We start from the raw sequence: 23,312 nt of genomic DNA on the forward strand, positions 1-23,312 counted from the left end.
CGAAGCACACAGACGACGAGAGTCCGCCGCCATGTACGAGCTGTCCCGGGTCCGCCTCTACTCCATCGGTCCCGCCGGTGCGCGCTATGCCGACACCGTCCTGGACCTGCGCGGAGTCGGCGCGCCCGTGCCCGACCCCGCCCCCACCCAGGCGGAGTTCTTCGAGGAGGAACCGCTCGGCCCGCCGCGCCGCCCCGCGCCGGCCGGCGTGCTCTTCCTGGAGAACGGCGGCGGCAAGTCCGTACTCCTGAAGCTGATCTTCTCGGTCATGCTCCCCGGCCACCGCAACACCCTCGGCGGCGCCAGCTCCGGCGTCCTCCGCAAGTTCCTGCTCGCCGACGACTGCGGCCACGTGGCCCTGGAATGGCAGCACACCCTCACCGGCGAACTCGTCGTCGTCGGCAAGGCCAGCGAGTGGCGCGGGCGCCAGGTCTCCAACGACCCGCGCAGGTTCGCCGAGGCATGGTACTCCTTCCGGCCCGGTCCCGGGCTGAGCCTGGACTCGCTGCCGGTCGCCGAGGCCACCGCCGTCCGCCCGCCCGTCGAAGGCACGTCCGGCGCCCGGGGCCGCCGCCGCACCATGAAGGGCTTCCGCGACGCGATCACCGACGCGGGCAAGGCGTACCCGCACCTCGAGGTCTCCTGGGAGGAGATCCACGACCGTTGGAACGAACACCTCGGCGACCTGGGACTCGACCCCGAACTCTTCCGCTACCAGCGGGAGATGAACGCCGACGAGGGCGAGGCCGCCGGCCTCTTCGCGGTCAAGAAGGACTCCGACTTCACCGACCTCCTCCTGCGGGCCGTCACCGACACCCGGGACACCGACGGCCTCGCCGACCTCGTCAGCGGCTTCGGCAGCAAACTCGGCCGCCGTGCCGAACTCACCGCCGAACGCGACTTCACCGCCGGCTCCGTCGACCTCCTCGGCCGCATCGTCGAGGCCGCCGAGGCACGGGACCGTGCCCGTGAGGTCCACGCCGGATCCGAACGCCGCACCCGTACGCTCGCCAGGCGGCTCGCGGCCCGTGCCACCGGGGAACGAGGCCGGGCCGCCGAACTGGCGCAGCGGGTCACCGAGGCCGCGCACGCCGTCTCCGAGGCCGAGGACTCCCGCGGGCGCGCCGCGCTCATCGCCGCCGAACTCGCCTACCGGCACGCCTCCCTCGCCCTCACCGTCGCCGAGAAGGGCGCCGCCTCCCAGCGCCGGGAACTCACCGAAGCCCGCACCCTTCACGCCGCCTGGCAGGCCGCCGAGGCGGTCCTGCGCCACCGCGCCGCGAGCGACCGCTCCGCACGGGTGGCCGCCGCCATCCGGGAGGCCGAGCGCGACGCCGCCCCCGCGCTCGCCGCCCGCGCCGAGGCCGCCGCCGATCTCGTCCGGGCCCTGCACGTCGCCGCCGAGGAGGGCGAGCGCCACGCCGCCGAGGAAGAGGAGCGTTCCGCCGCCCTCCAGGAGACCGGCGAGGCCGCCCATCGCGACGCCACCGGAGCCGCGACCGAGGCGCAACGCGCCCGCAGCGAGGCCGGCCACCTGCGCCAGCGGCTCGCCGAGGTCGAGCAGGAGACCGCTGAGGCGGTCCGCGCGGGATGGCTCGACGACTCCGCCCCGGACGCGGACCCGGCCCACGCGGCCCTGGCCGCGAACGACGCCGAGAAGACCACCGTCGCCGCCTGGGACGCGGCCCGCGACGCCGCCCGCTCCGCCGCCGAGCACGCCCGTGAGGCCGCCGCCGCCGAGGCCCGCGCCGACCTGGCCGCCGCCCGCGCCGCGGACGCGGCCGAAGCCGCCGAGCACGCCTACGACGCGGAGCGCCGTGCCGCGGAGTCCCTCACCTCCGACGAGCGGCTCGCCGAACTGCTGGGCCTCCCGCCGTCGCACTCCCCGTTGCCGGGCCGGCGGGCGGCGGAGCCGAAGGGCGCGGCGGACCGCACCGGCGCGGACCCGGACGACGGCCCCCGCCCGGCCGGCACGCCCCGGGACCCCGGCGCCGCCGACCGGGCCCCCCAGGGTCCTCTCTCCGTCGCGGAGTTCGACCGTTCCGCCGACGAGCTGCGACGCCTGCTGGAACAGTCCATCGCCTCCGCCGAGCGCCAGCTCTTCGACCTGCGCACCGCCGCCGCGGACGACGCCCGCATCCTCGGCGCCCTCGGCGACGGCGGCCTACTGCCGCCCGGCCCCGACGTCCTGGCCACCGTCGAGTTCCTCGGCGAACACGGCATCCCGGCGCTCCCCGGCTGGCGCTACCTGGCCCAGGCCGTCGACCCGGCCGACCACTCCGGCGTCCTCGCCGCGCGCCCCGAACTCGTCGACGGCGTCGTGATCACCGACCCCGTCTCGTACGCCCGCGCCCGCGAGGTACTGAGCACGGCCGCCCTGCTGCCCCGCTCCACCGTCGCCGTCGGCACAGCGGCGGCCCTGCTCGCGCCCGTACCCCGTCCGGGCGAGAACGGCGAGGGCGACGTGTTCCTCGTCCCGCCCAACCCCGCCATGCACGACGAGCACGCCGCCGACGAGGAGCGGCACGCCCTGAGGGCCCGCGCCGCCGCCCGCGACGAGGAGATCCGGGCCTTGGCGGCGCGGCTCACCGGCGACCGCTCACTGGCCGCCCGGATCGGCTCCTGGCGGGCCGACTGCCCGCCCGGCACGCTCGCCGAGCTGTCCGCGGCGGCGGCCACCGCGCGCGAGACGGCCGAGGCCGCCGCGACCGCGCTCGCCGAGGCCCGCACCGTGCGCGCCGAAGCAGACGAGGCCGCCGGCGACGCCACCCGGGTACGCGACGAGCGACAGGAGGCCGCCCAGCGCGCCCGCCGAGTCGCCGACGCCCTCGCCGGGCTCGCGTTCCGGCTGCGCGAGCGTTCCGCCTGGCAGGCCAAGCTGCGTGAACTCGCCGACGACGCGGCCGAGTCGGAGGCCCGCGCCCAGACCTGCCTGGAGCGGGCCCGCGCCGCCGACGAGGACCGCCGCGCCGCCCAGCGCGCCGCCGACGACGCGCACCGCACCGCCCGCGCCCTGCGCGCCGAGCGCGCCGAGATCGCCGGCGCCCCCGACCAGCTCCCGGGGCCGGACTCCGACGCCCCGCGCCCCGCGCTCCCCACCCTCCGCGAGGCATACCGGGCCGCCTCCCAGCTGTACGAGAAGGTCGGCGTCGGCGCCGACCTGCGCGCCGAGCAGGCCCGTGCCGAGAGCGACGAGTCCGCGGCCCTCGCCACGCTCGACCGACTGACCAACAAGGTCCGCACCCGCGCCGAGCAGCTCCTGGAGTCCACCGACGGAGCCGACGGCCCGTCCCGCCAGGCCGCCGCCGCCCGCGCCGAGTCCCTGGTCCAGATGCTGGAATCGCGCGCCTCCGAAGCGAGCGAGAAGCTGGGCCGGCTCCGGGGCGAGGCCGAGCGGCTCGCCCCCGAGGACGGCGCGTGCCACACCGAGCTGCCCGAGGAGCAGGCCCCTTCCGACGTCGAGCAGGCGCAGGCCCTGCTCCGTACCGCCACCGGTGACCTGGCCGCCCACACCGACGCGCTGGAGGCCGCCCGCGCCGCGCACACGAGCCTGCTGCGGGCCCACCGCGCCTCCGAGGACGCCACGGGCGGGTTCGGTGAGACGGCCGCCCTCCTGGGCGACCTGTTGCGCGACCACACCGACGAGGAGCAGGACGGGCCGGAGCCGTACCCCGGCACGCTCGACGAGGCGCGGCAGTCTGCCGCGGAGGCCCGCCGCTCGCTCCGCGCCTGCGTGGCCGACCTCGCCGCCGCCGACGCCTCGGTGCGCGAGGCGGGCGACATCCTCGTCCGGCACGCCAACTCCAGCCGGTACGAGCAGGTCCGCACACCGGCCCGGCAGCAGATCCGAGAGCTGCCCGGGGCGGCGCTGCCCGAGCACGCCGCCAAGTGGGCCGAGGCGTTCGCCCCCCGGCTCCGGGTTCTCACCGACGAGCTGGCCCAGCTGGAGCGCAACCGGGACTCGATCGTCGACCGGCTGCGCGGTCTGGTGGAGTCCGCGCTGACCACCCTCCGTTCCGCCCAGCGGCTCTCCCGCCTGCCGGAGGGCCTCGGTGAATGGTCGGGACAGGAGTTCCTGCGCATCCGCTTCGAGGAACCCGACCAGGCCACGCTCGCCGAGCGGCTCGGCGAGGTGATCGACGAGGCGACCCGCGCGGCGGTCAGGAAGAACTCCGACCTGCGCCGTGACGGCATGTCACTGCTGCTCAGGGGGGTCCAGGCGGCGCTCGAACCGCGCGGTGTCGCGGTCGAGATCCTCAAACCCGACGCCGTCCTGCGCGCCGAGCGCGTACCGGTCGGACAGATGGGCGACGTCTTCTCCGGCGGCCAGCTGCTGACCGCGGCGATCGCGCTGTACTGCACGATGGCCGCGCTCCGCTCCAACGACCGGGGCCGCGACAAGCACCGGCACGCGGGCACGCTCTTCCTCGACAACCCGATCGGCCGCGCCAACGCCACCTACCTCCTGGAGCTCCAGCGCGCCGTCTCGGACGCGCTGGGCGTCCAGCTGCTCTACACGACGGGACTGTTCGACACGACGGCGCTCGCCGAGTTCCCCCTGGTCATCCGGCTGCGCAACGACGCGGACCTGCGGGCGGGCCTGAAGTACATCAGCGTCGAGGAGCACCTGCGCCCGGGGCTGCCCCAGCAGCGCACGGAGGGCGAGACCGTGCATGGCGAGATCACAGCGACCCGGATGTTCCGCCGCGAGCAGTCCGACGTGCCCCGGGCGGCCGGGGTGGAGTGACCCGCCGGGACGCCGCGCCCGCTCCCGGAGACGCCCTCGGCCCGGCTCCCGGGAAGGGGGCCGGGCCGAGGGCGTCCGCCGCCGGGAGACCGGCGGCCGGTGCGCGGGCGGGCCGGTCAGGCGGCCTTGGGGACGCCCAGGGCCTCCGTCTCCGTCCGCCGTCGCTGCGCCGCTCCGGAGGCCGGTTCGCCCTCCGGAGCCGGTCCGGATTCCTGTGCCGGTCCGGATTCCTGTGCCGAACGCCGTTCACGCCGCAACCGACGTGCCGTGCTGCTCGGTTCCGACACCACACCGCCCCGCTGACGCCACACCTGCCGGGTCACCCACACGTCCAGCACGCTCCAGGTCGCCACGACCGTGCTGCCCACCGATGTCAGAAGCATCGGAAAGGCGAGCCACGAACCCGTGACGGCGCCGAAGAACGCCACCATCGCCTGAATCAGCGTCACCGACGTGAGCAACAGGGCCCGTACGGCGGCGGTCCGCACCGGATCGGGCATCCGACGACGCCCCCGGTCCTCCTCCACCCACAGCTGTCGCGCCGGCTGTGCCTCGTACTCCATCGTTCCGTCACTCCCCACAACCCTGAACCTCTCCAGGGTGGCTGCCCCACATGCGCTGATATACGCGGGCATACAGCTCCCCTTACAACATGACGCCCGGACGGGGGAAAAGGTTTCCTCACCCATCTGACGAAACGAAAACTTCCAGCCATCCGTGAGTGCCTGATTCCGCTCGACGCTTCCGGGGTCCCGCACCACGGCGGCGAATCACAACTCCCCGAATACCAGGACATCTCATGAACAACGCATACGCGAGAGGCCGGAATTCGTCCGGACACGCCTTCGAGTTGGCCGTGATGCAGTAGTAGGCTCACGCCGCCGTTTGTTGAATTCGATGGTTGACGCCGTGTGTTGACGCCGGACGTCGCTGTGGAGGACCTCCGCGCCGGGCGGGGGCCGAGCTGGGGGAGGCCATGCGCTTTCGCGGGAAGTCCATCCGCCGGAAGATCGTGGCGTTGCTGCTGGTGCCGCTCGTCTCCCTCACCGGTCTGTGGGGCTTCGCGACGGTGCTCACCGGCCGTGAGGCCAGCCAGCTCCTCGACGTCGGCTACGTGGTCGAGAAGGTCGGCTATCCCATCGAGGACACCGCCCGGGTCCTGCAGCGGGAACGCCGCCAGTCGCTGATCTACCTCGCCGACCCGCGCGCCTCCGACGCCCTCACCGCGCTGCGCGAACAACGCGAGGCGACCGACCGGCAGATCGCCCTCATCCGGTCCAACGCCGCGGACGCCGGTGTCCGCGAGGAGATACGCCCGCCCGCCTCCCGGCGGCTCGCCTCCCTCCTCCAGGCCCTCGACGGCATCGACTCGCTGCGCCGCTCCGTGGAGAACCGGAGCGTCGGCCGCGTCCAGGCCCTCGACTTCTACAACCGCCTGGTCGACCCCTGCTACGGCTTCCTGATGACGCTCCACGCCCTGGAGGACGTGGAGATGGACAAGCAGGGACGTGCCCTCGTCGGTGTCGTGCGCGCCCGCGAACTGCTGTCGCGCGAGGACGCCCTCGTCATGTCCGCGCTCATCGCCGGCCGGGTCACCGCGGAGGAGATCCGCACCGTCTCGGACCTCGTCGCGAACCGCCGCCAGTTCTACGAGATCAGCCTGGAGGTCCTGCCCGCCTCCGAACGCGACCGCTTCGAGCAGTACTGGCGCAGCCCCGCCACCGAGCCGCTCCGCGTCGCGGAGAAGAACCTCATCGAGGCCGGTGCCACCGAGCGCCCGCGCGGCATGACCCCGGAGCGCTGGCAGGAGCACGCGACCGGTGTTCTCGACGATCTCGCCCGCGACAACACCGCGGCAGGCGACCGCTACCAGGACCGCGTCCAGCCCGCCGCCTACCGCGTCCTGCTGAAGGCGGGCGTCGCCGGCGTCCTCGGCTTCCTCGCCCTGCTCGTCTCCGTCGTCGTCTCCGTGCGCATCGGCCGCGAACTCGTCCGCGACCTGCGCCGGCTGCGCAAGGAGGCCCAGGAGGTCTCCGGTGTGCGCCTGCCCAGCGTGATGCGCCGCCTCGCCGCCGGCGAACTCGTCGACGTCGAGACCGAGGTCCCCCACCTGCGCTACGACGACGACGAGGTCGGCCAGGTCGGCCAGGCCCTCAACACCCTCCAGCGCGCGGCCGTCGAGGCCGCCGTCAAACAGGCCGACATGCGCCGCGGCGTCTCCGACGTCTTCGTCAACCTCGCGCGCCGCAACCAGGTGCTCCTGCACCGCCAGCTCACCCTGCTCGACAGCATGGAACGGCGCACCGAGGACACCGAGGAACTCGCCGACCTCTTCCGGCTCGACCACATGACCACCCGCATGCGCCGCCACGCCGAGGGCCTGGTGATCCTCTCCGGCGCCGCACCCTCCCGCCAGTGGCGCAAGCCCGTGCAGCTGATGGACGTCGTCCGGGCGGCGGTCGCCGAAGTCGAGGACTACGAACGCGTCGAGGTGCGCCGCCTCCCCCGCCTCGGCGTGGGCGGACCGGCCGTCGCCGACCTCACCCACCTCATCGCCGAACTCCTGGAGAACGCGACGGTGTTCTCGCCCCCGCACACCGCCGTGCAGGTGCTCGGCGAGCGGGTCGCGAACGGCTTCACCCTGGAGATCCACGACCGCGGCCTCGGCATGAACCCGGACGCCCTCCTCGACGCCAACCTGCGCCTCGCCGAGACCACCGAGTTCGAGCTGTCCGACACCGACCGGCTCGGCCTCTTCGTGGTCAGCCGCCTCGCCCAGCGCCAGAACGTCCGCGTCTCGCTCCAGACCTCGCCGTACGGCGGCACCACCGCCGTCGTCTTCATCCCGGCCGCGCTGCTCACCGACGCCCCCGAGACACAGGGCTCCGGCTTCCGGCTGGACCGCACCGGCCCGGACCGCGCGAGCCTGGAGCCCACGCGGTCGGCGGAGCACGGGAAGGCCGACCCGGACGTCCCCGAACTGTCGTCCCGGCGTCCCGTGCTGACCAAGGTGCCGAACACCACGCACCGGTCCGGCGGCCCCGTGCGGCAGCCCGGGCCCTCGGCCGGCGACGGCCCGATCGACGGACCGGTCGAGCTGGAGGCGCCCCTCGACGCCGCCGGCCTGGACGGATTCCTCGACACCTCCGCGGACCTGGAGGACACCGAGAGCGAGCGCGGCGGCCTCTTCCGTGCCCGGGAGCACCGTCGCCGCGGCGCCCTCACCCCGGCCCCCGGCCCCGACCGGCACCAGCGGGCCTCGGAAGGAGGCGTCGGGCGCTCCCCGGCCGCGTCCGCCGACCCGCGCGGCGAGCCGCGGTCCGGACCGGTGACGCCGGACGGCCGGGGAGCGCCCGGCGCTCCCGTCCCGCTGCCGCGCCGGCGCCAGCCCACGCTGGTGGCCGACCACGGCCGCCGGGTCGACGGGCCGGACCGTGCCCCGGCCGGGTCCGGCCGCGGGGACAGGGGGCCTTCCGCCCCCGGCGCCCCGGCCGGTCCGGAGCCGGAGTCCGCGCCCATGCTCGTGCCCGTACCGCCGGACGGTCCCGCTCCGTTCGGCGGGCTGCCGCGCCGGGTCCGCCAGGCCAGCCTCGCGCCCCAGCTACGGGCGACCGGCGGGCGCGCCGAGGAGGAGGCCGCGAGCACCCCGGGCTCCCCGGCCGGCGGCTCCACCGAGGCCGATGTGGAGCGCGACGCCGAGGAAGTCCGCGACCGCATGGCCTCCATGCAGCGCGGCTGGCAGCGCGGACGACAGCAGAACGACGAGACGACAGCGCCAGGAACGACACCGGAGGGGGACGGTCGATGACCGCACCGAACGCCGCAGCATCCCACACCGACGGCAACGGAGGACTGAACTGGCTCCTCGACGAGCTGGTCCAGCGGGTCGGCTCCATCCGCAAGGCCCTGGTGCTCTCCGGCGACGGTCTTCCCACCGGCGCGTCCCAGGACCTGACCCGGGAGGACGGCGAGCACCTCGCCGCCGTCGCCTCCGGCTTCCACAGCCTGGCCAAGGGCGTCGGCCGCCACTTCGAGGCCGGCCGGGTGCGGCAGACCGTGGTGGAGCTGGAGGACGCCTTCCTCTTCGTCACGGCGGCGGGTGACGGCAGCTGCCTCGCCGTGCTCGCCGACGCCGACTCGGACGTCGGCCAGGTCGCGTACGAGATGACCCTGATGGTCAAGCGGGTCGGCGCCCACCTCACCACGGCACCGCGCGCGGGCCTGCCCTCCGGAGGATGAGTGGGGGGGCCGGCATGAATGACGCAGACCAACAGGAGCAGGGTCCGGTCAGGGCCCACCACTGGTTCGACGACGACGCCGGGCCGGTGGTCCGTCCGTACGCGATGACCCGCGGCCGGACGAGCACGGCCACCCGGCACCGTCTCGACCTGATCGCGGTCGTGGTGCCCGAACCGGCCGCCGACGACCCCGGCCGCGACCAGACGCTCTCCCCGGAACACGTGGAGATCGTCGAACGCTGCTCCGAGACACCCCAGTCGATCGCCGAACTCGCCGCCGGACTCGACCTCCCCGTCGGGGTGGTCCGGGTCCTCGTCGGTGATCTCGTCGAGGACGAACTCGTCCGTGTGACCCGCCCCGTTCCGCCGGCCGAGCTGCCGGACGTGAGCATTCTCCGCGAGGTGATCAATGGCCTTCGGGCGCTCTAGCCGCAAGAAGCCGCTCGTCGAGCCGGTGACACTGAAGATCCTGGTCGCGGGTGGATTCGGTGTCGGCAAGACGACGCTGGTCGGCGCCGTCAGCGAGATCAGACCGCTGCGCACCGAGGAGATGCTCAGTGAGGCGGGGCGGCCGGTCGACGACCTGCACGGAGTGGAGGAGAAGTCCACGACCACGGTCGCCATGGACTTCGGCAGGATCACGCTCCGCGAGGATCTCGTCCTCTACCTCTTCGGCACCCCCGGGCAGGATCGTTTCTGGTTCCTGTGGGACGAGCTGGCGCAGGGTGCTCTGGGTGCCGTGGTCCTCGCCGACACCCGGCGTCTGGAGGAGAGCTTCGCGGCGATCGACTACTTCGAGCGACGTGGCATCCCGTTCACGGTGGCGGTCAACTGCTTCGAGGGCGCGCGACGCTTCCCGGCCGAGAGCGTGCGCGGCGCGCTCGACCTCGATCCCGAGGTCGAACTGCTGATGTGCGACGCCCGAGACCGGGAGTCGGTCAAGAACGTGCTGGTGGCCGTCGTCGAGCACGCCATGGTCCTCGCGGACCGGGGTCGCCAGCCGGCCGCCACCTGAGGGCCTGCCGGGTGGCCTCTGACCGGGCGGTCACGCCCTGGTACGCACGCTGCCGGCGTCGCCCCGGCGACCGCGCCTCGCCCCTGACCAGGGCGGGCGCCCTCAGCGCACCAGCACCACCGCCGAACCGTGCCCGAACAGCCCCTGGTTCGCGGTGATCCCCGCCCGCGCACCGGCCACCTGCCGGTCTCCGGCCGTGCCCCGGAGCTGCCACGTCACCTCGCAGACCTGGGCGATCGCCTGTGCGGGCACGGCCTCGCCGAAGGAGGCGAGGCCACCGCTGGTGTTCACCGGCAGGCGTCCGCCGAGCGCGGTGACGCCCTCGCCCACCAGTTTCGCGCCCTCGCCCGGAGCGCACAGGCCGATCTCCTCGTACCAGTCCAGCTCCAGCGCCGTGGAGAGGTCGTAGACCTCGGCCAGCGACAGGTCTCCGGGCCCGAGCCCGGCCTCCTCGTAGGCGGCTCGCGCGATCGAGGCCCGGAAGCTCCGCGGGGCGGGGCCGACCGCCGCGGCCGAGTCGGTGGCGATGTCCGGGAGGTCGAGTACCGCCCTCGGATACGTCGGCGTCACCGTGGACACCGCCCGCACCCGCACCGGATTCCGATGCCCGTGCCGCCGGGCGAACTCCATGCTGCACAGCACCAGTGCCGCGCCCCCGTCCGAGGTCGCGCAGATGTCCAGCAGCCGCAGCGGATCGGCGACGACCGGCGAGGCCGCGACCTCCTCCGCGCTCACCGCCGAGCGGTAGCGGGCGAGGGGATTGAGCGCGCCGGCCGCCGCGTTCTTCACCTTCACCCGGGCGAAGTCCTCCATCGTGTCCCCGTAGGACGCCATCCGCCGCCGGGCGTAGAGTCCGAAGTACGCGGGGTTCGTCGCCCCCAGGACCCGGAAGCGCAGCCAGTCCGGATCGTCGGGGCGGTCCCCGCCCGCCGGCGCGAAGAACCCCTTGGGGGCGGAGTCCGCGCCGACCACCAGCACGGCGTCCGCCATGCCCGCCAGGATCTGGGCCCGCGCGGTGTCCACGGCCTGGGCCCCCGAGGCGCAGGCGGCGTAGACGCTGGCGACCCGCGCCCCCTGCCAGCCGAGCGCCCGCGCGAAGGTCGCGCCCGCCACGTATCCGGGGTAGCCGCCCCGCACCGTGTCCGCGCCCACCACGGAGCCGATGTCCCGCCAGGCGATCCCGGCATCCGCGAGCGCCTCGCGGGCGGCGGCCGTCCCGTACTCGACGAATCCGCGGCCCCACTTGCCCCAGGCGTGCATCCCGGCGCCGATCACCGCCACGTCGTTCACGACCGTGCCTCCTGCGTCGGCACCGGCCGCCAGCGCCAGGTCGTCCAGGTGTGCCGCGCGTCCTCGTACAGCACGCCCGGCACCACCTCGACCTCCACGCCGACCGCCAGGTCGCCGGTCCGCACGCCCGGTGCCGCCTGACCGAGCACCACCATCGCCTCGGCCGCCAGCTCGACCGCGACCAGGGTGTACGGCTCCCAGGGCAGGTCCGGGTCCGAGAGGTAGGGGGAGGGCGGCCGGTACCGGCCGTCGGTGTACGACCAGACGGTCCCGCGCCGGGAGAGCGGGGTCTCGGTGAGGCGGCCGCCCCCGGGGCAGCCCGGGTTACGGCACCAGGAGTCCTCACGCGGGAAGAAGACCGAGGAGCAGGCGGTGCAGCGGGTGCCGAGGAGCCGGAACTCCTCTCCCGGTCCGGCGGCCTCGGTGAACCATCCGGCCACCACCGGTCTGCGCGTCCGTGTCACGACGGCCCTCCCGAGCATCCGAATCTGACGAAGCGTCAGAAGTGTGTCACGGATGCGTGGGTCTGAGAACCGTTCCGGCCTCCGCTGCGTCCTTCTCCGCGAGACGGGCGGCCGGGACCCACGGGGGTGGTCCCGTCCGCCCTTCGCCGTCCTCGGAGTCAGGGCCCGGCGACCGACCGCCACGCCACCGGAAACCCGAAGTACGTGCCGGGAAACGGCTCCGGCGCGAGGGTGAAGTGCCACCACTCCTCCGGGAGGTTCACGAAACCCTCGGCCGCCAGCACCCTCCGCAGCAGTCGCCGGTGGGCGCGGGCGACCCCCTGGATCCGCGGATCGTCCGTGTGCGCGCGCGGGTCGAAGCAGTCGTAGCCGGTCCCCATGTCGACGGAGTCGTCGGGGAACCGCTCGGCCCGCGGGGCGTCGCACGCCACCAGCCTCTCGCCCGGCAGGTACGGGCGCGCGGGCACGGCCGGCAGTTTCACCAGGGTCAGGTCGACCGTCGAGCCCCTGCTGTGACCCGAGCGGGCCGCGATGTATCCGTCCGCGAAGAGCCTCGACTTGTCGACCCGCGGATAGAACTCCCCCTTCATCCGCTGGTCGTCGAGATCCCCGGCCCAGCGCGCGAAGTGGTCGACGGCCCTCCGCGGCCGGTAGCAGTCGTACACCTTCAGCGCGTAGCCCCGGGCCAGCAGTCCGGCCTGCGCGCGGCGCAGCGCCTCGGCGGCGGGGCGGGTCAGCAGGCACAGCGGCTGTTCGTAGCCGTCGACCCGCGTGCCCGTGAAGTTGTGCGCGGTCGCGTAGCGCATGTCCTGGAGGATCGTCCGGTCCACCCACTCCAGCACCACGAACCCGTCCGGTGCCGCCGGCTCCGGACGCACCCGTGCGGCGGGCGTCGAGGCGGGCGCCGTGGTGGCGACGAGCAGTCCGGCGGCGGCCAGGGAGGCGAGCGCGCGGACAGCGCGAAGGAGTCCACTCATGCGTCTGTCTACCACTTCCGGCCGCCGCGGCACGCCACCGTCGCGTACGGTCGCGTCGTGACGGACCCCTACTGCACCCACTGCGGCGCCCGCTACGAGGACGCCGCCTCCTGGCCCCGCGCCTGCACCGCCTGCGGCCGGACCTCCTACCGCAATCCGCTGCCCGTCGCCGTGACACTGCTCCCGGCGACCGACGCCCACGGAACCGGACTCGTCGTCATCACACGCACGATCGAACCCCGACGCGGCGGCGTGGCCCTGCCGGGCGGGTTCATCGACCACGCCGAGGACTGGCGGGACGCCGTGGTGCGCGAATTGCGCGAGGAGACCCGGATCGAGGCGCCGGCGGACGAGGTGCGGCTCGCCGACGTGTTCAGTTCCCCGGCCGGACACCTCCTCGTCTTCGGCCTGCTGCCACCCAGGACCGCCGCCGGCCTCCCGGCCTCCGCCCCGACCGACGAGACCACCGGCTGGCACCTCCTGCGCGCCCCGGCGGAACTCGCCTTTCCCCTCCACACGGAGGCGGCACGACGCTGGTTCGCCGGGGCGTACGCGTAGCGCCACCACCGGGAGCGCGGACGCGCGCGGGTCCGTCCGCGCCGGGGGAGCCGCCCACCCGACGATGCGGCGAAGCCCCGGCCCTCACTCCGCCAGGCCCCGCACCCGGACCGGCATCCGTGCCTCCGCCGGGCCCTCGTCCGACACCCGCTCCACCACCACCCGGCCGTCCGCCCACCGGGACGTGTACCGCTCGATCTCGCCGGGCACCCACCCGTCCCCGGTGTCCCGGACGACGAGCCCGCCCCCGGTCCGCCCGGCCGCGGGCGCCCACACCTCCAGCTCCGGACCGCCGTCCGCACCCCGCACCGGGATCACCGAACCGGCCCGCGCGAGTACGGGGATACGAGACGGCGGCGCGTCCAGCAGGACCTGCCCCGGCCCCTGGTACACCCGCCCGGTCGCGGTGTCGTACCAGCTCCCGCGCGGCAGGCGGACCGCCCGCTGCTCCGCGCCCGGGGCCAGCACCGGCGCCACCAGCAGCGCGTCGCCCAGCAGGAACGCGTCCTCGCAGTCCCGCAGCGCCCGGTCCTCCGGCGTACCCCACCACACGGGCCGCACGTACGGCGCCCCGGTCAGCCGCGCCAGCTGCGCCAGGGTGACGAAGTAGGGCCGCAGCCGCTCCCGTTCCACCAGCGCCGCCCGCGCGTGCTCCAGCACCGCGGGCCCGAACTCCCACGGCTCGCGGCGTCCCGCGTCGATCGCCGCGTGGGTACGGAAAAGGGGAAGCCAGGCCCCCAGCTGGAACCAGCGCAGGTACAGCTCCCGCGACGGACTGCCGTCGAAACCCCCCACGTCCGGCCCCGAGTACGGCACCCCGCACAGCCCGAGCCCCAGGACCAGCGACAACGAGGCCCGCAGCCCCGGCCATCCCGTCGAGACGTCGCCCGACCAGGTCCCGCCGTACCGCTGCATCCCCGCCCAGCCGGAGCGCGAGAAGAGGAACGGCCGCTCCGCCGGCCGCAGCGCGCGCAGCCCCTCGTAGCCGGCGCGCGCCATCGTCAGCCCGTACACGTTGTGCGCCTCACGGTGGTCCCCGCCGCGGCCCTCGAGCGCGTGCCGTGCCGAGCGGGGCAGGGTCGGATCGCCGAAGGGCGCGAAGGAGACCGGCTCGTTCATGTCGTGCCAGAAACCCGCGAAACCCTGCTCCAGCCGCTCCTCGTACTGACCGCCCCACCAGGCGCGCGCCGCCGGATCGGTGAAGTCCGGGTACGCGCAGGTGCCCGGCCAGACGACCCCGTGGACCTCGTCGCCCCGGGCGTCCCGCACGAACACACCGGCCCGTGCCCCACTGTCGTACACCGCGTTCCCCCGCTCCGCCTTCACCGCCGGATCGACGATCGACACCAACCGCACGCCCCGGTCCCGTAGGTCCGCCGAGAGTCCGGGCAGGTCGGGAAACCGCTTCCGGTCGACGGTGAACACCCGGTGCCCGTCGTAGTGGTCGATGTCCAGGTGCAGCGCGGACAGCGGGAGCCCGTGGTCCCGGTACCCGTCCGCCACCCGCCGCACCTCCTTCTCACTGCCGAAACCCCACCGCGCGTGCTGCGGACCCAGCGCCCAGGACGGCGGCAGCGCCGGGGCTCCGGTCAGCGCCGCCCAGCCGTGCAGCACGCGCGCGGGTGTGCCCACCACCACCCAGCAGCGCAGCGGACCGCCGGTCATCCGGACCTCGCTGGTCCCCGGCCGGTCGTGCCCGGACCCCGCGCCCTCCGCCCCTTCGGCGAGGGTCACCCGCCCGTCCCAGGAACTGTCGTGGAAGGCCAGGTGCGTGCCTGCGTCGGAGACGACGAACTGCACGGGCATCGTGATGTACAGCGGATCGTCACCGGGAGCGAAGGCATGTTTCGGGTCGGTGTTCCACAGCCGGTACGCGCCGTCCCTCAGCCGCGGCCCCGAAGCCCGCCCGCCGAGCCCGAAGAACCGCGCGTCCGCCGGCACCTCGCTGCGCTGGACCCAGCGCGCCGGGCCCCCGCCGGCCGGCTCCCACCAGCGCGGCGGCAGGTCCCGGCGCAGCACCACCCCGCCCGGCGTCCGGATCTCCACCGCGCCGTGCCGTGACACGGCGACCGTCACCCGCTCGGACATCACGCGCCAGCCGCCGTCCGTGTCCGGCTCCAGCACGGCCCGCGGGTCCGGCTCCGGCGCCTCACCGGCCAGGGCGTAGGAGGGCAGCGGACCGGCCCCGTCCCAGCCCCAGAAGACGGTTCCGCCCGCCGACACGACGATCCGCAGCTCCGAACGGGCGAAACGGACGACGCCTCCTCCCGGCGCCGGCTCCGCAGCCCCGACCGGACCCGGCACCCGGGCCCGCTCGTTCCCCCGGGGCGGCAGCCCCCACGCGTCCGTCCTGCGCCGACGCCAGGCCGAGCCCACCGCCCGCAGCCCCCGCACCGTCCCGAACACCTTCATCGAACGCACCAGCTCACGACCGTCCATGTCGATCACCCTGCCACCCGGACGGCGGCAGGCGAGCGTCGTTCAACTGCCGTTCACCCATGGTGGGAGCACATATTCAGCTTCCCGACCATGGGTGGGGAGACCTGGTGCGAAAGACGATCACATGGCATCGTCCCTGTCAGCCGCGTCACGCGCACACCCCCGCACGTGCGCGCGACTCACGCCGACCCCGCGTACAGCCAGGGAGCCGACCCAACATGACATCAGCGCAGATCGAGCCGCTTTGGCAGCCGGACGAGGAACGCGTCGCCGCGGCCGCGGTCACCCGATTCCAGTCCTGGGCCGCCGAGCGCCACGGAGCTCCGGCCGAGGGGGGATACCCGGCCCTGCACCGCTGGTCGGTCGAGGAGCTGGAATCCTTCTGGCAGGCCGTCGCCGAATGGTTCGACGTCCGGTTCTCGACCCCGTACGAGCGCGTCCTCGGCGACCGGTCCATGCCCGGCGCCCAGTGGTTCCCCGGAGCCACCCTCAACTACGCCGAGCACGCCCTGCGCGCCGCGACCGAGCGCCCCCACGAGCCGGCGCTCCTCCACGTGGACGAGACGCACGAGCCGAGGCCGGTCAGCTGGGCCGAGCTCCGCCGGCAGGTCGGCTCGCTCGCGGCCGAGCTGCGCGCCCTGGGCGTCGGGCCGGGTGACCGGGTCAGCGGCTACCTCCCGAACATCCCCGAGGCCGTCACCGCACTCCTCGCCACCGCCGCCGTCGGCGCGGTGTGGACCTCCTGCGCGCCGGACTTCGGGGCGCGCAGCGTCCTGGACCGCTTCCAGCAGGTCGAGCCGGTCGTCCTGTTCGCCGTGGACGGCTACCGGTACGGCGGCAAGGAGCACGACCGCCGTGCCACGGTGGCCGAGCTGCGTGCCGAGCTGCCCACGCTGCGGGCCGTCGTGCACATCCCGCTGCTCGGTACCGAGGCCCCCGAATCCGCGCTGTCCTGGGCGGACCTCACCTCGGCCGACGTCGAGCCGGTCTTCGAGCAGGTGGACTTCTCCCACCCGCTGTGGGTCCTGTACTCCTCCGGCACGACGGGCCTGCCCAAGGCGATCGTGCAGTCCCAGGGCGGCATCCTGGTGGAGCACTTCAAGCAGCTCGGTCTCCACTGCGACCTCGGGCCGCGGGACGTGTTCTTCTGGTACACCTCCACGGGCTGGATGATGTGGAACTTCCTTGTCTCGGGCCTGCTGACCGGGACCACCGTCGTCCTCTACGACGGCAGTCCCGGATATCCCGACACCGGCGCCCAGTGGCGCGTGGCCGAACGCACCGGCGCCACGCTCTACGGCACCTCCGCCGCCTATGTCATGGCCTGCGCGAAGGCGGGGGTCCACCCCTCCCGCGACTTCGACCTCTCGGCCCTCTCCTGCGTGGCGACCACGGGCTCCCCGCTGCCCCCCGACGGCTTCCGCTGGCTCCACGACGAGGTCCGCGAGGACCTGTGGATCGCCTCGGTGAGCGGTGGCACGGACGTCTGCTCCTGCTTCGCGGGCGCGGTCCCCACCCTGCCCGTGTACGTCGGCGAGCTCCAGGCCGCCGGACTGGGCACGGACCTGCGCTCCTGGGACCCGTCCGGCAAGCCGCTGACCGGCGAGGTCGGCGAACTCGTCGTCACCAACCCGATGCCGTCCATGCCGCTCCGGTTCTGGAACGACCCCGACGGCAGCCGCTACCGGGAGAGCTACTTCGAGATGTTCCCCGGCGTCTGGCGCCACGGTGACTGGATCACCCTCACCGACCGCGGTTCGGTCGTCATCCACGGGCGCTCCGACTCCACCCTGAACCGCCAGGGCGTCCGGATGGGCAGCGCCGACATCTACGAGGCCGTGGAGCGCCTGCCGGAGATCCGTGAGTCCCTGGTGATCGGTCTTGAGGAGCCGGACGGCGGCTACTGGATGCCGCTCTTCGTCCACCTCGCCGAGGGCGCGACCCTGGACGAGGACCTGATCGCCCGCATCAGGCGGACGATCCGCGCCGAACTGTCCCCGCGGCACGTCCCGGACGAGATCATCGAGGTGCCCGCCGTGCCCCACACACTGACGGGCAAGCGCATCGAGGTGCCCGTCAAGCGGCTGCTCCAGGGCACCCCGCTCGCGAAGGCCGTCAACCCGGGGTCGGTCGACGACCTCGGCCTCCTGCGCTTCTACGAGGAGCTCGCGCGGACCCGTCGCGCCTGACCCCCGTCCCCGCCCCGAGGCGCCGAGGCGCGGCGGGGCGGGGGGAGTAGGGGGTCCTATCCGCCGTACGTCGCCTGGGACTCGCTCCGCACGGCGGCGAAGTCCGTGGCGAGCCGGACCGCGTCCGCCTCGCGCAGGGCCGCGGTGGTGACGCGTACCGCCGGTGCGGACGCGATGCGGAAGCGGGCGCCGGCCGCGACCCACCAGCCCCTGGTCCGCAGCCCGTTGACCACGGCCGACTCGTCGCGGACCGGCACCCAGACGTTGAGTCCGGTCGTTCCGGCCGCCGTGATCCCGTACCCGGCCAGCGCGTCGACGAGCGCCGCACGCCGGGACGTGTACGCCGCCGCGGCCCCGGCCACCAGCGCGGTCACCTCCGGGTCCGCCAGCAGTCCGGCCATCGTCTCCTGAAGGATGTGGCTGACCCAGCCGGACGTCATCAGCATCCGCCCGTCGTGGCGGGCCAGCGTCGCGGCGTCACAGGCCAGGCCGGCCCATCGCAGGTCGGTCCCCAGGTGTTTGGACACGGTCCGCACCTGGGCCCAGCGGGTGAGGCCCGCCGCGGCGAGCGTGGCGGCCGGCGCTCCGGCGATGTCGGCGTTGTGGTCGTCCTCGACGACGAGGACCTCCGGGAATTCGGCGAGCACCTCGGTCAGCGCGTCCCGCCGGGCCTCGGTGAAGCGGGCGCCCGTCGGGCACTGGCCGCGCGGACTGCAGACCACCGCACGCACCCCGCCCCGCAGCGCGGCCCGCAGGGCCTCGGGGACCATTCCCTCGCCGTCCACGAGCACCGGCGCCATCCGCAGTCCGAGCGCCGGAACCAGATCCAGCAGGTGGTGGAATCCGGGATCCTCCACCGCCACCGTGTCGCCCGGGCGGAGCTCCGTGGAGAGCAGGCGCGCGACACAGTCGAGCGCGCTGTGCGCGAAGGTCACGTGCTCGTCCGGCACCCCGTCCCGTGCGAACCAGGCACGGGTGAGGTCCTCCAGGGCGCCGAGTCGCGGCTCGGCGCGATGGGACCCGTACGCCGGGCGCACCAGGGCCGGAGGCCGCAGCTCGGGCAGGAAGGCCGGATCGGGATGGCCTCCCGCCAGGTCCACGAGCCCGGTCGGTACCCGCGGCGGCCTGCGCGAGGCCACCGCCGGCGCGTCCGCGACCACGGTCCCGCCGCGTCCGCGGGTCACCACCAGACCGCGCCGGCGCAGTTCCTTGTACGCGGTGGCGACCGTGCCCGGACTGACGCCGAGCCCGTCCGCCAGGCGCCGGACCGGAGGCAGGGCGTCCCCCGGGCCGAGCCCGCCTTCGGCCACTCCCCGTTCGACGGACGCGGCAATCCCCTTGGCCGTGGTCCCGCTGATCGCATATTGTGCTGCCACGTAAAGAAGTATGTATTGATACATAACTGAAGTCAAGGGGGAACCCGTGAAGCGGCCGGCACGCTGGACGGAATGGAAGAAGCGCATCCCCGGGGGCCTCGACGGCCGCCGCATGCTCGTCATCAGCTTCATCGACAAATGCGGCACCGGGCTCTGGAACACCTCCATCGCCCTCTACTTCACCTACGTCTCCGGCCTCGGCGTCGCCCAGGTCGGACTCCTCATCGGTCTCTCCGGCGCCGCAGGCATGGCGGGCGCCCCGCTCGCCGGCCGCCTCGCCGACCGCTTCCCCGTCACCCGGGTCCTCATCGGCGCCCAGCTCCTGCGCGCCGTCGCCCTCCTCGCGCTGCTCACCACCGACCACTACGGCCTGCTCATCCTCTACGCCGCCATCGGCGCCCTCCCCGACCGCGGCACCAACGTCCTCACCAAGGTCTACGCCACCCGCGTCGCCGGCCCCCAACGCGTCCGCTACCAGGCGATCAACCGCACCGTCGGCAACCTCGGCTGGGTTTTCGGCGGACTCGGCGCCGCCGCCGCGCTCGCCGTCGCCACCAGCACCGCCTACCAGCTCCTGCTGATCGGCAACGCCCTGTCGTACGTCGTGATGGCGGCCCTCACGCTGCGCTGCGGCGAACCCCAGTCCCCCGCCGCCTCCCGCGTCGCCGCCGGCCCCACCACCCCCGGCGTCCCGCCCACCCGTCCCACCAGCCCCTGGCGCGACCGCACCTTCCTCCTTTTCACCGGCAGCGAAGCCGTGCTCTGCCTCGACGACACGATCCTCCAGGTGGCCCTCCCGCTCTGGATCGTCCACGCCACCGCGGCCCCGGCCGGCCTGGCCCCGCTGCTCCTCGTCATGAACAGCGTCCTCGTCGTCCTCTTCCAGGTCCCGCTCGCCCGCTTCGGCGGCAGCACCGCCGCCGCGCGCCGCCTCCTCCTCCCGCTCGCCGTCCTCTTCGCCGTCGGTACCGCCGCCCTCGCCGTCTCCGCCCTCGGCGGACGCGCGGTCGCCGTCTCCGCCCTCGTCCTGGCCGCACTCGCCCTCACCTTCGTCGAGATCCTCCACGCCATCGCCTCCTGGGAACTCTCGGTCGCCCTCGCCCCCGACGACGCCCAGGGCGCCTACCTCGGCGTACACGGCCTCGCCGTCGCCACCCAGCGCTTCGGCGGTCCGCTCCTGCTCACCGGCGTGATCGCCACCGGCCCGCTCGCCTGGCTCGTCCTCGGCGCGGGCCTCGCCGCCATGTGCGGCGGGCAGCACCGCGTCGTCGCACGCGGCCTCGAGAAGAAGTCACTGTCAGTGCCGACGGTTACGGTGAGTGAGCACTGACCGTTCGCGTCCAGGGGGAGACATGACACATCCCGGCACCACCACGACCATGCGCCGCGCACTGCGCCGCGAGGTGTCCAGCACCGTCGGCCTGCTCGCCGACGAGGACGACTTCGCCGCCATGCGCCGGTACGCCACCTTCGTCTTCGACGACCACCCGGCCTACCTCCGCCAGGTCGAGGCCCTGCTCAAGAGCCTCTCCACCCGGGGCGGCCACACCAGCGTCGTCCTGTTCGACCCCGAGGACTACGCCGCGTACTGCCGCGACACCGGACTCGACCCGGACCACCCCGCCAGCCGAGGCCGCTACACCGCCGAACTCGCCGCCACCGGCACCCGCGTCCCTTACACCGGCCAGCCGATGACGGACCTCGCCCCCACCCTCATCGACGCGGCCGTCCGCCGCGCCACCTGGGAGTACGCCACGATGCTCCTCACCGATACCGGCGACTGCGCCGACTGCGGGCAGGCCGTCGGGCACGCCGCCTTCGACCGGGCGTCCCGGCTCCTGACGTCCCTGCTCGACGCGGCCGGCCCCGGCACCCACCACCTCGTGTGCAGCGTCCCCGCCGGGGACGAACAACTCCTCGCCGCCCTCCGCACCACCCGCGACGACACCGGCCCCGCACGCTTCGGCAGCGGCGAAGGTGCCGAGTTCGTCACCGTCCTCGCCGCCGGAATCGCCCTCGACAGCCCCGGCGGGCTGGTCCTGCGGACCACCCGCCCCGGCGCCCGCGACCGCCTGCACGGCTGGCGCCTGCTCCGGGGCGCCCTCGTCCCGCTCACCGAAGCGGAGGTGTTCAGCGCCTACTGCACCGACGCCCGCACCGGCGAACCCGTCTCCCCGGAACCGCACGCCGACTACCGGGCCGGCTTCCCCCTCACACCGGACGGCGACCGGCCCGACCACCCCTGACGACGAAGGGGCTCCCCGCCACACCCGTGACGGGAAGCCCCTTCGCTCCGGACGACCGGCCGGGATCACGACCGGCCGGGATCACTCCCCGGAGAGCACCGCCTGCGCGGCGGCCCGGGCCTCCTCGGCCGACTCCGCCGCACGCGCGGCCGCGGCCGCGCGCTCGCACTGCGCCAGCGTGTACTTCGCCAGCGTCGCCCGCACATAGGGGATCGACGCGGCGCCCATCGACAGGGAGGTGACGCCCAGCCCCGTCAGCACACAGGCGAGCAGCGGATCGGCGGCGGCCTCACCACAGACACCGCAGCTCTTGCCCTCGGCCTTGGCGGCCTCGGCGGACAGCGCCACCAGGTCGAGCAGCGCCGGCTGCCAGGGGTCCTGGAGCCGCGACACGGCACCCACCTGACGGTCGGCGGCGAAGGTGTACTGCGCCAGGTCGTTGGTCCCCAGCGACAGGAACTCCACCTCCTGGAGGATCGAACGCGCCCGCAGGGCCGCGGACGGGATCTCCACCATCGCGCCGAACTTCGCCCGCAGGCCCGCCTCACGGCAGGCGTCGGCGAACGCCTTCGCGTCGCTGCGGTCGGCCACCATCGGAGCCATGACCTCGAGGTAGACCGGCAGCCCCTCCGCCGCCTTCGCCAGCGCCGTCAGCTGCGTCCGCAGTACCTCCGGGTGGTCCAGCAGCGTGCGGAGTCCGCGCACACCCAGCGCCGGGTTCGGCTCGTCCGCGGGCGTCAGGAAGTCGAGCGGCTTGTCCGCTCCGGCGTCCAGCACCCGCACGACCACGCGGCCCTCGGGGAACGCCTCCAGCACCTTGCGGTAGGCCTCGGTCTGCTTCTCCTCCGACGGTGCCTTACGGCTGTCGTCCAGGAAGAGGAACTCCGTGCGGAACAGGCCCACGCCCTCGGCACCGGCCTCGACCGCCGCCGGCACGTCCGCCGGACCTCCGACGTTGGCCAGCAGCGGCACCTTGTGCCCGTCCGAGGTCGCGCCCGGACCGCTGGAGGCCGCCAGTGCGGCCTTCCGCTCGGCGGCCGCCGCGGTCAGCTCCGCCTTCTTGTCCTCGCCCGGGTTCACGAAGATCTCCCCGGTGGAACCGTCCACCGCGATCATCGTGCCCTCGGCGATCTCCCCCGCGCCCGGCAGCGCCACCACCGCGGGCACTCCCAGCGCCCGCGCCAGGATCGCGCTGTGGCTGGTCGGCCCGCCCTCCTCGGTCACGAAGCCGAGCACCAGCGCCGGGTCGAGCAGCGCCGTGTCGGCGGGCGCGAGGTCCCGCGCGATCAGGACGTAGGGCTCGTCGCTGTCCGGCACGCCCGGCATGGGAACGCCCAGCAGACGGGCGACGATCCGGTTCCGCACGTCGTCCAGGTCGGCGACCCGCCCCGCCATGTACTCACCCGCTCCCGCGAGCAGCTCGCGGTAGTGGGAGAACGCGTCGTAGATACCGCGCTCGGCGGTGCTGCCGACCGCGATCCGACGGTCGACGTCGGCGATGAGCTCCGGGTCCTGGGCGATCATCGCCTGAGCCTCGAGGACGTGCTGCGCCTCGCCGCCGGCCAGATTGCCCCGCGCGATCAGGTCGGCGGACACCGCCTCCACCGCCTGACGGGCGCGCCCCTGTTCGCGCTCCGCCTCCTCGGCGGGAATCCCCTTGGCCGGCGGCTCGAGCACCGCCGTTCCCATGTGCCGTACCTCGCCGATGGCCACCCCGTGGCTCACGCCCACGCCTCGCAGCGTTGTCTCCATCTCACCGTCTCCGATAGAGCG

At 74.3% G+C, this 23,312-nt stretch carries 16 protein-coding genes; 9 read left to right on the plus strand and 7 right to left on the minus strand.

From position 1 onward, the window contains the following. Positions 1-31 precede the first annotated feature (31 nt). A complete protein-coding gene (locus tag OG393_RS28215) occupies positions 32-4,747 on the plus strand; it encodes a hypothetical protein (RefSeq protein WP_327377498.1) in 4,716 nt (1,571 codons plus the stop codon). Positions 4,748-4,863: 116 nt separating this feature from the next. Here OG393_RS28215 and OG393_RS28220 read toward each other — a convergent pair whose 3' ends face one another. Continuing rightward, complete coding sequence (locus OG393_RS28220; RefSeq protein WP_327377499.1) at positions 4,864-5,310, minus strand: hypothetical protein; 447 nt, start codon at positions 5,308-5,310, stop codon at positions 4,864-4,866. A 413-nt stretch (positions 5,311-5,723) separates the two neighbouring features. Here OG393_RS28220 and OG393_RS28225 point away from each other — a divergent pair, with 413 nt between their 5' ends. From OG393_RS28225 to OG393_RS28240, 4 genes are read left to right on the plus strand one after another with little or no spacing between them, the layout of a single operon-like run. Then, positions 5,724-8,555, plus strand: a complete 2,832-nt coding sequence (locus OG393_RS28225) for a nitrate- and nitrite sensing domain-containing protein (RefSeq protein ID WP_327377500.1) — start codon at positions 5,724-5,726, stop codon at positions 8,553-8,555. Next, a complete protein-coding gene (locus OG393_RS28230) occupies positions 8,552-8,986 on the plus strand; it encodes a roadblock/LC7 domain-containing protein (protein ID WP_327377501.1) in 435 nt (144 codons plus the stop codon). Before OG393_RS28225 ends, OG393_RS28230 begins: the two co-directional genes overlap by 4 nt. A gap of 14 nt (positions 8,987-9,000) precedes the next feature. Continuing rightward, a complete protein-coding gene (locus tag OG393_RS28235; RefSeq protein ID WP_327377502.1) occupies positions 9,001-9,414 on the plus strand; it encodes a DUF742 domain-containing protein in 414 nt (137 codons plus the stop codon). Then, positions 9,395-10,000 carry a GTP-binding protein gene (locus OG393_RS28240; RefSeq protein ID WP_327377503.1) on the plus strand — a complete coding sequence of 202 codons (606 nt, stop codon included), beginning with the start codon at positions 9,395-9,397 and terminating at the stop codon, positions 9,998-10,000. Before OG393_RS28235 ends, OG393_RS28240 begins: the two co-directional genes overlap by 20 nt. A gap of 102 nt (positions 10,001-10,102) precedes the next feature. Here the strand turns inward: OG393_RS28240 and OG393_RS28245 are convergent, their stop codons facing one another. The 3 genes from OG393_RS28245 to OG393_RS28255 form a co-directional block, all read right to left on the minus strand. After that, a complete protein-coding gene (locus OG393_RS28245; protein WP_327377504.1) occupies positions 10,103-11,290 on the minus strand; it encodes a lipid-transfer protein in 1,188 nt (395 codons plus the stop codon). After that, positions 11,287-11,754 carry a Zn-ribbon domain-containing OB-fold protein gene (locus OG393_RS28250; RefSeq protein ID WP_327377505.1) on the minus strand — a complete coding sequence of 156 codons (468 nt, stop codon included), beginning with the start codon at positions 11,752-11,754 and terminating at the stop codon, positions 11,287-11,289. Before OG393_RS28250 ends, OG393_RS28245 begins: the two co-directional genes overlap by 4 nt. Positions 11,755-11,912: 158 nt before the next feature. Next, a complete protein-coding gene (locus OG393_RS28255) occupies positions 11,913-12,731 on the minus strand; it encodes a M15 family metallopeptidase (RefSeq protein ID WP_327377506.1) in 819 nt (272 codons plus the stop codon). Between the two features lie 57 nt (positions 12,732-12,788). Here OG393_RS28255 and OG393_RS28260 point away from each other — a divergent pair, with 57 nt between their 5' ends. Then, complete coding sequence (locus OG393_RS28260; RefSeq protein WP_327377507.1) at positions 12,789-13,289, plus strand: NUDIX domain-containing protein; 501 nt, start codon at positions 12,789-12,791, stop codon at positions 13,287-13,289. Positions 13,290-13,373: 84 nt separating this feature from the next. Here OG393_RS28260 and OG393_RS28265 read toward each other — a convergent pair whose 3' ends face one another. Then, a complete protein-coding gene (locus OG393_RS28265; RefSeq protein ID WP_327377508.1) occupies positions 13,374-15,728 on the minus strand; it encodes a glycoside hydrolase family 31 protein in 2,355 nt (784 codons plus the stop codon). 218 nt (positions 15,729-15,946) lie between these two features. Here OG393_RS28265 and OG393_RS28270 point away from each other — a divergent pair, with 218 nt between their 5' ends. After that, entirely contained in the window at positions 15,947-17,917 is a 1,971-nt protein-coding gene (locus OG393_RS28270) for an acetoacetate--CoA ligase (RefSeq protein WP_327377509.1), read from the plus strand. A 56-nt stretch (positions 17,918-17,973) separates the two neighbouring features. On the opposite strand, the gene OG393_RS28275 is transcribed toward OG393_RS28270, so the two are convergent. Then, positions 17,974-19,293 (minus strand): GntR family transcriptional regulator, encoded by a 1,320-nt coding sequence (locus OG393_RS28275; RefSeq protein WP_327377510.1) that lies wholly within the window; start codon positions 19,291-19,293, stop codon positions 17,974-17,976. 46 nt (positions 19,294-19,339) lie between these two features. Between OG393_RS28275 and OG393_RS28280 the strand changes: the two genes are divergently transcribed. Together OG393_RS28280 and OG393_RS28285 are read left to right on the plus strand one after the other, a co-directional pair. After that, entirely contained in the window at positions 19,340-20,623 is a 1,284-nt protein-coding gene (locus tag OG393_RS28280) for an MFS transporter (protein ID WP_327377511.1), read from the plus strand. Between the two features lie 22 nt (positions 20,624-20,645). Continuing rightward, entirely contained in the window at positions 20,646-21,539 is an 894-nt protein-coding gene (locus OG393_RS28285; RefSeq protein ID WP_327377512.1) for a hypothetical protein, read from the plus strand. Positions 21,540-21,620: 81 nt separating this feature from the next. On the opposite strand, the gene ptsP is transcribed toward OG393_RS28285, so the two are convergent. Then, positions 21,621-23,291 carry a phosphoenolpyruvate--protein phosphotransferase gene (gene ptsP / locus OG393_RS28290; RefSeq protein WP_327377513.1) on the minus strand — a complete coding sequence of 557 codons (1,671 nt, stop codon included), beginning with the start codon at positions 23,289-23,291 and terminating at the stop codon, positions 21,621-21,623. Positions 23,292-23,312: the final 21 nt, after the last annotated feature.

Origin of the sequence: Streptomyces sp. NBC_01216, from assembly GCF_035994945.1 — a bacterium.
GTDB lineage: Bacteria > Actinomycetota > Actinomycetes > Streptomycetales > Streptomycetaceae > Streptomyces.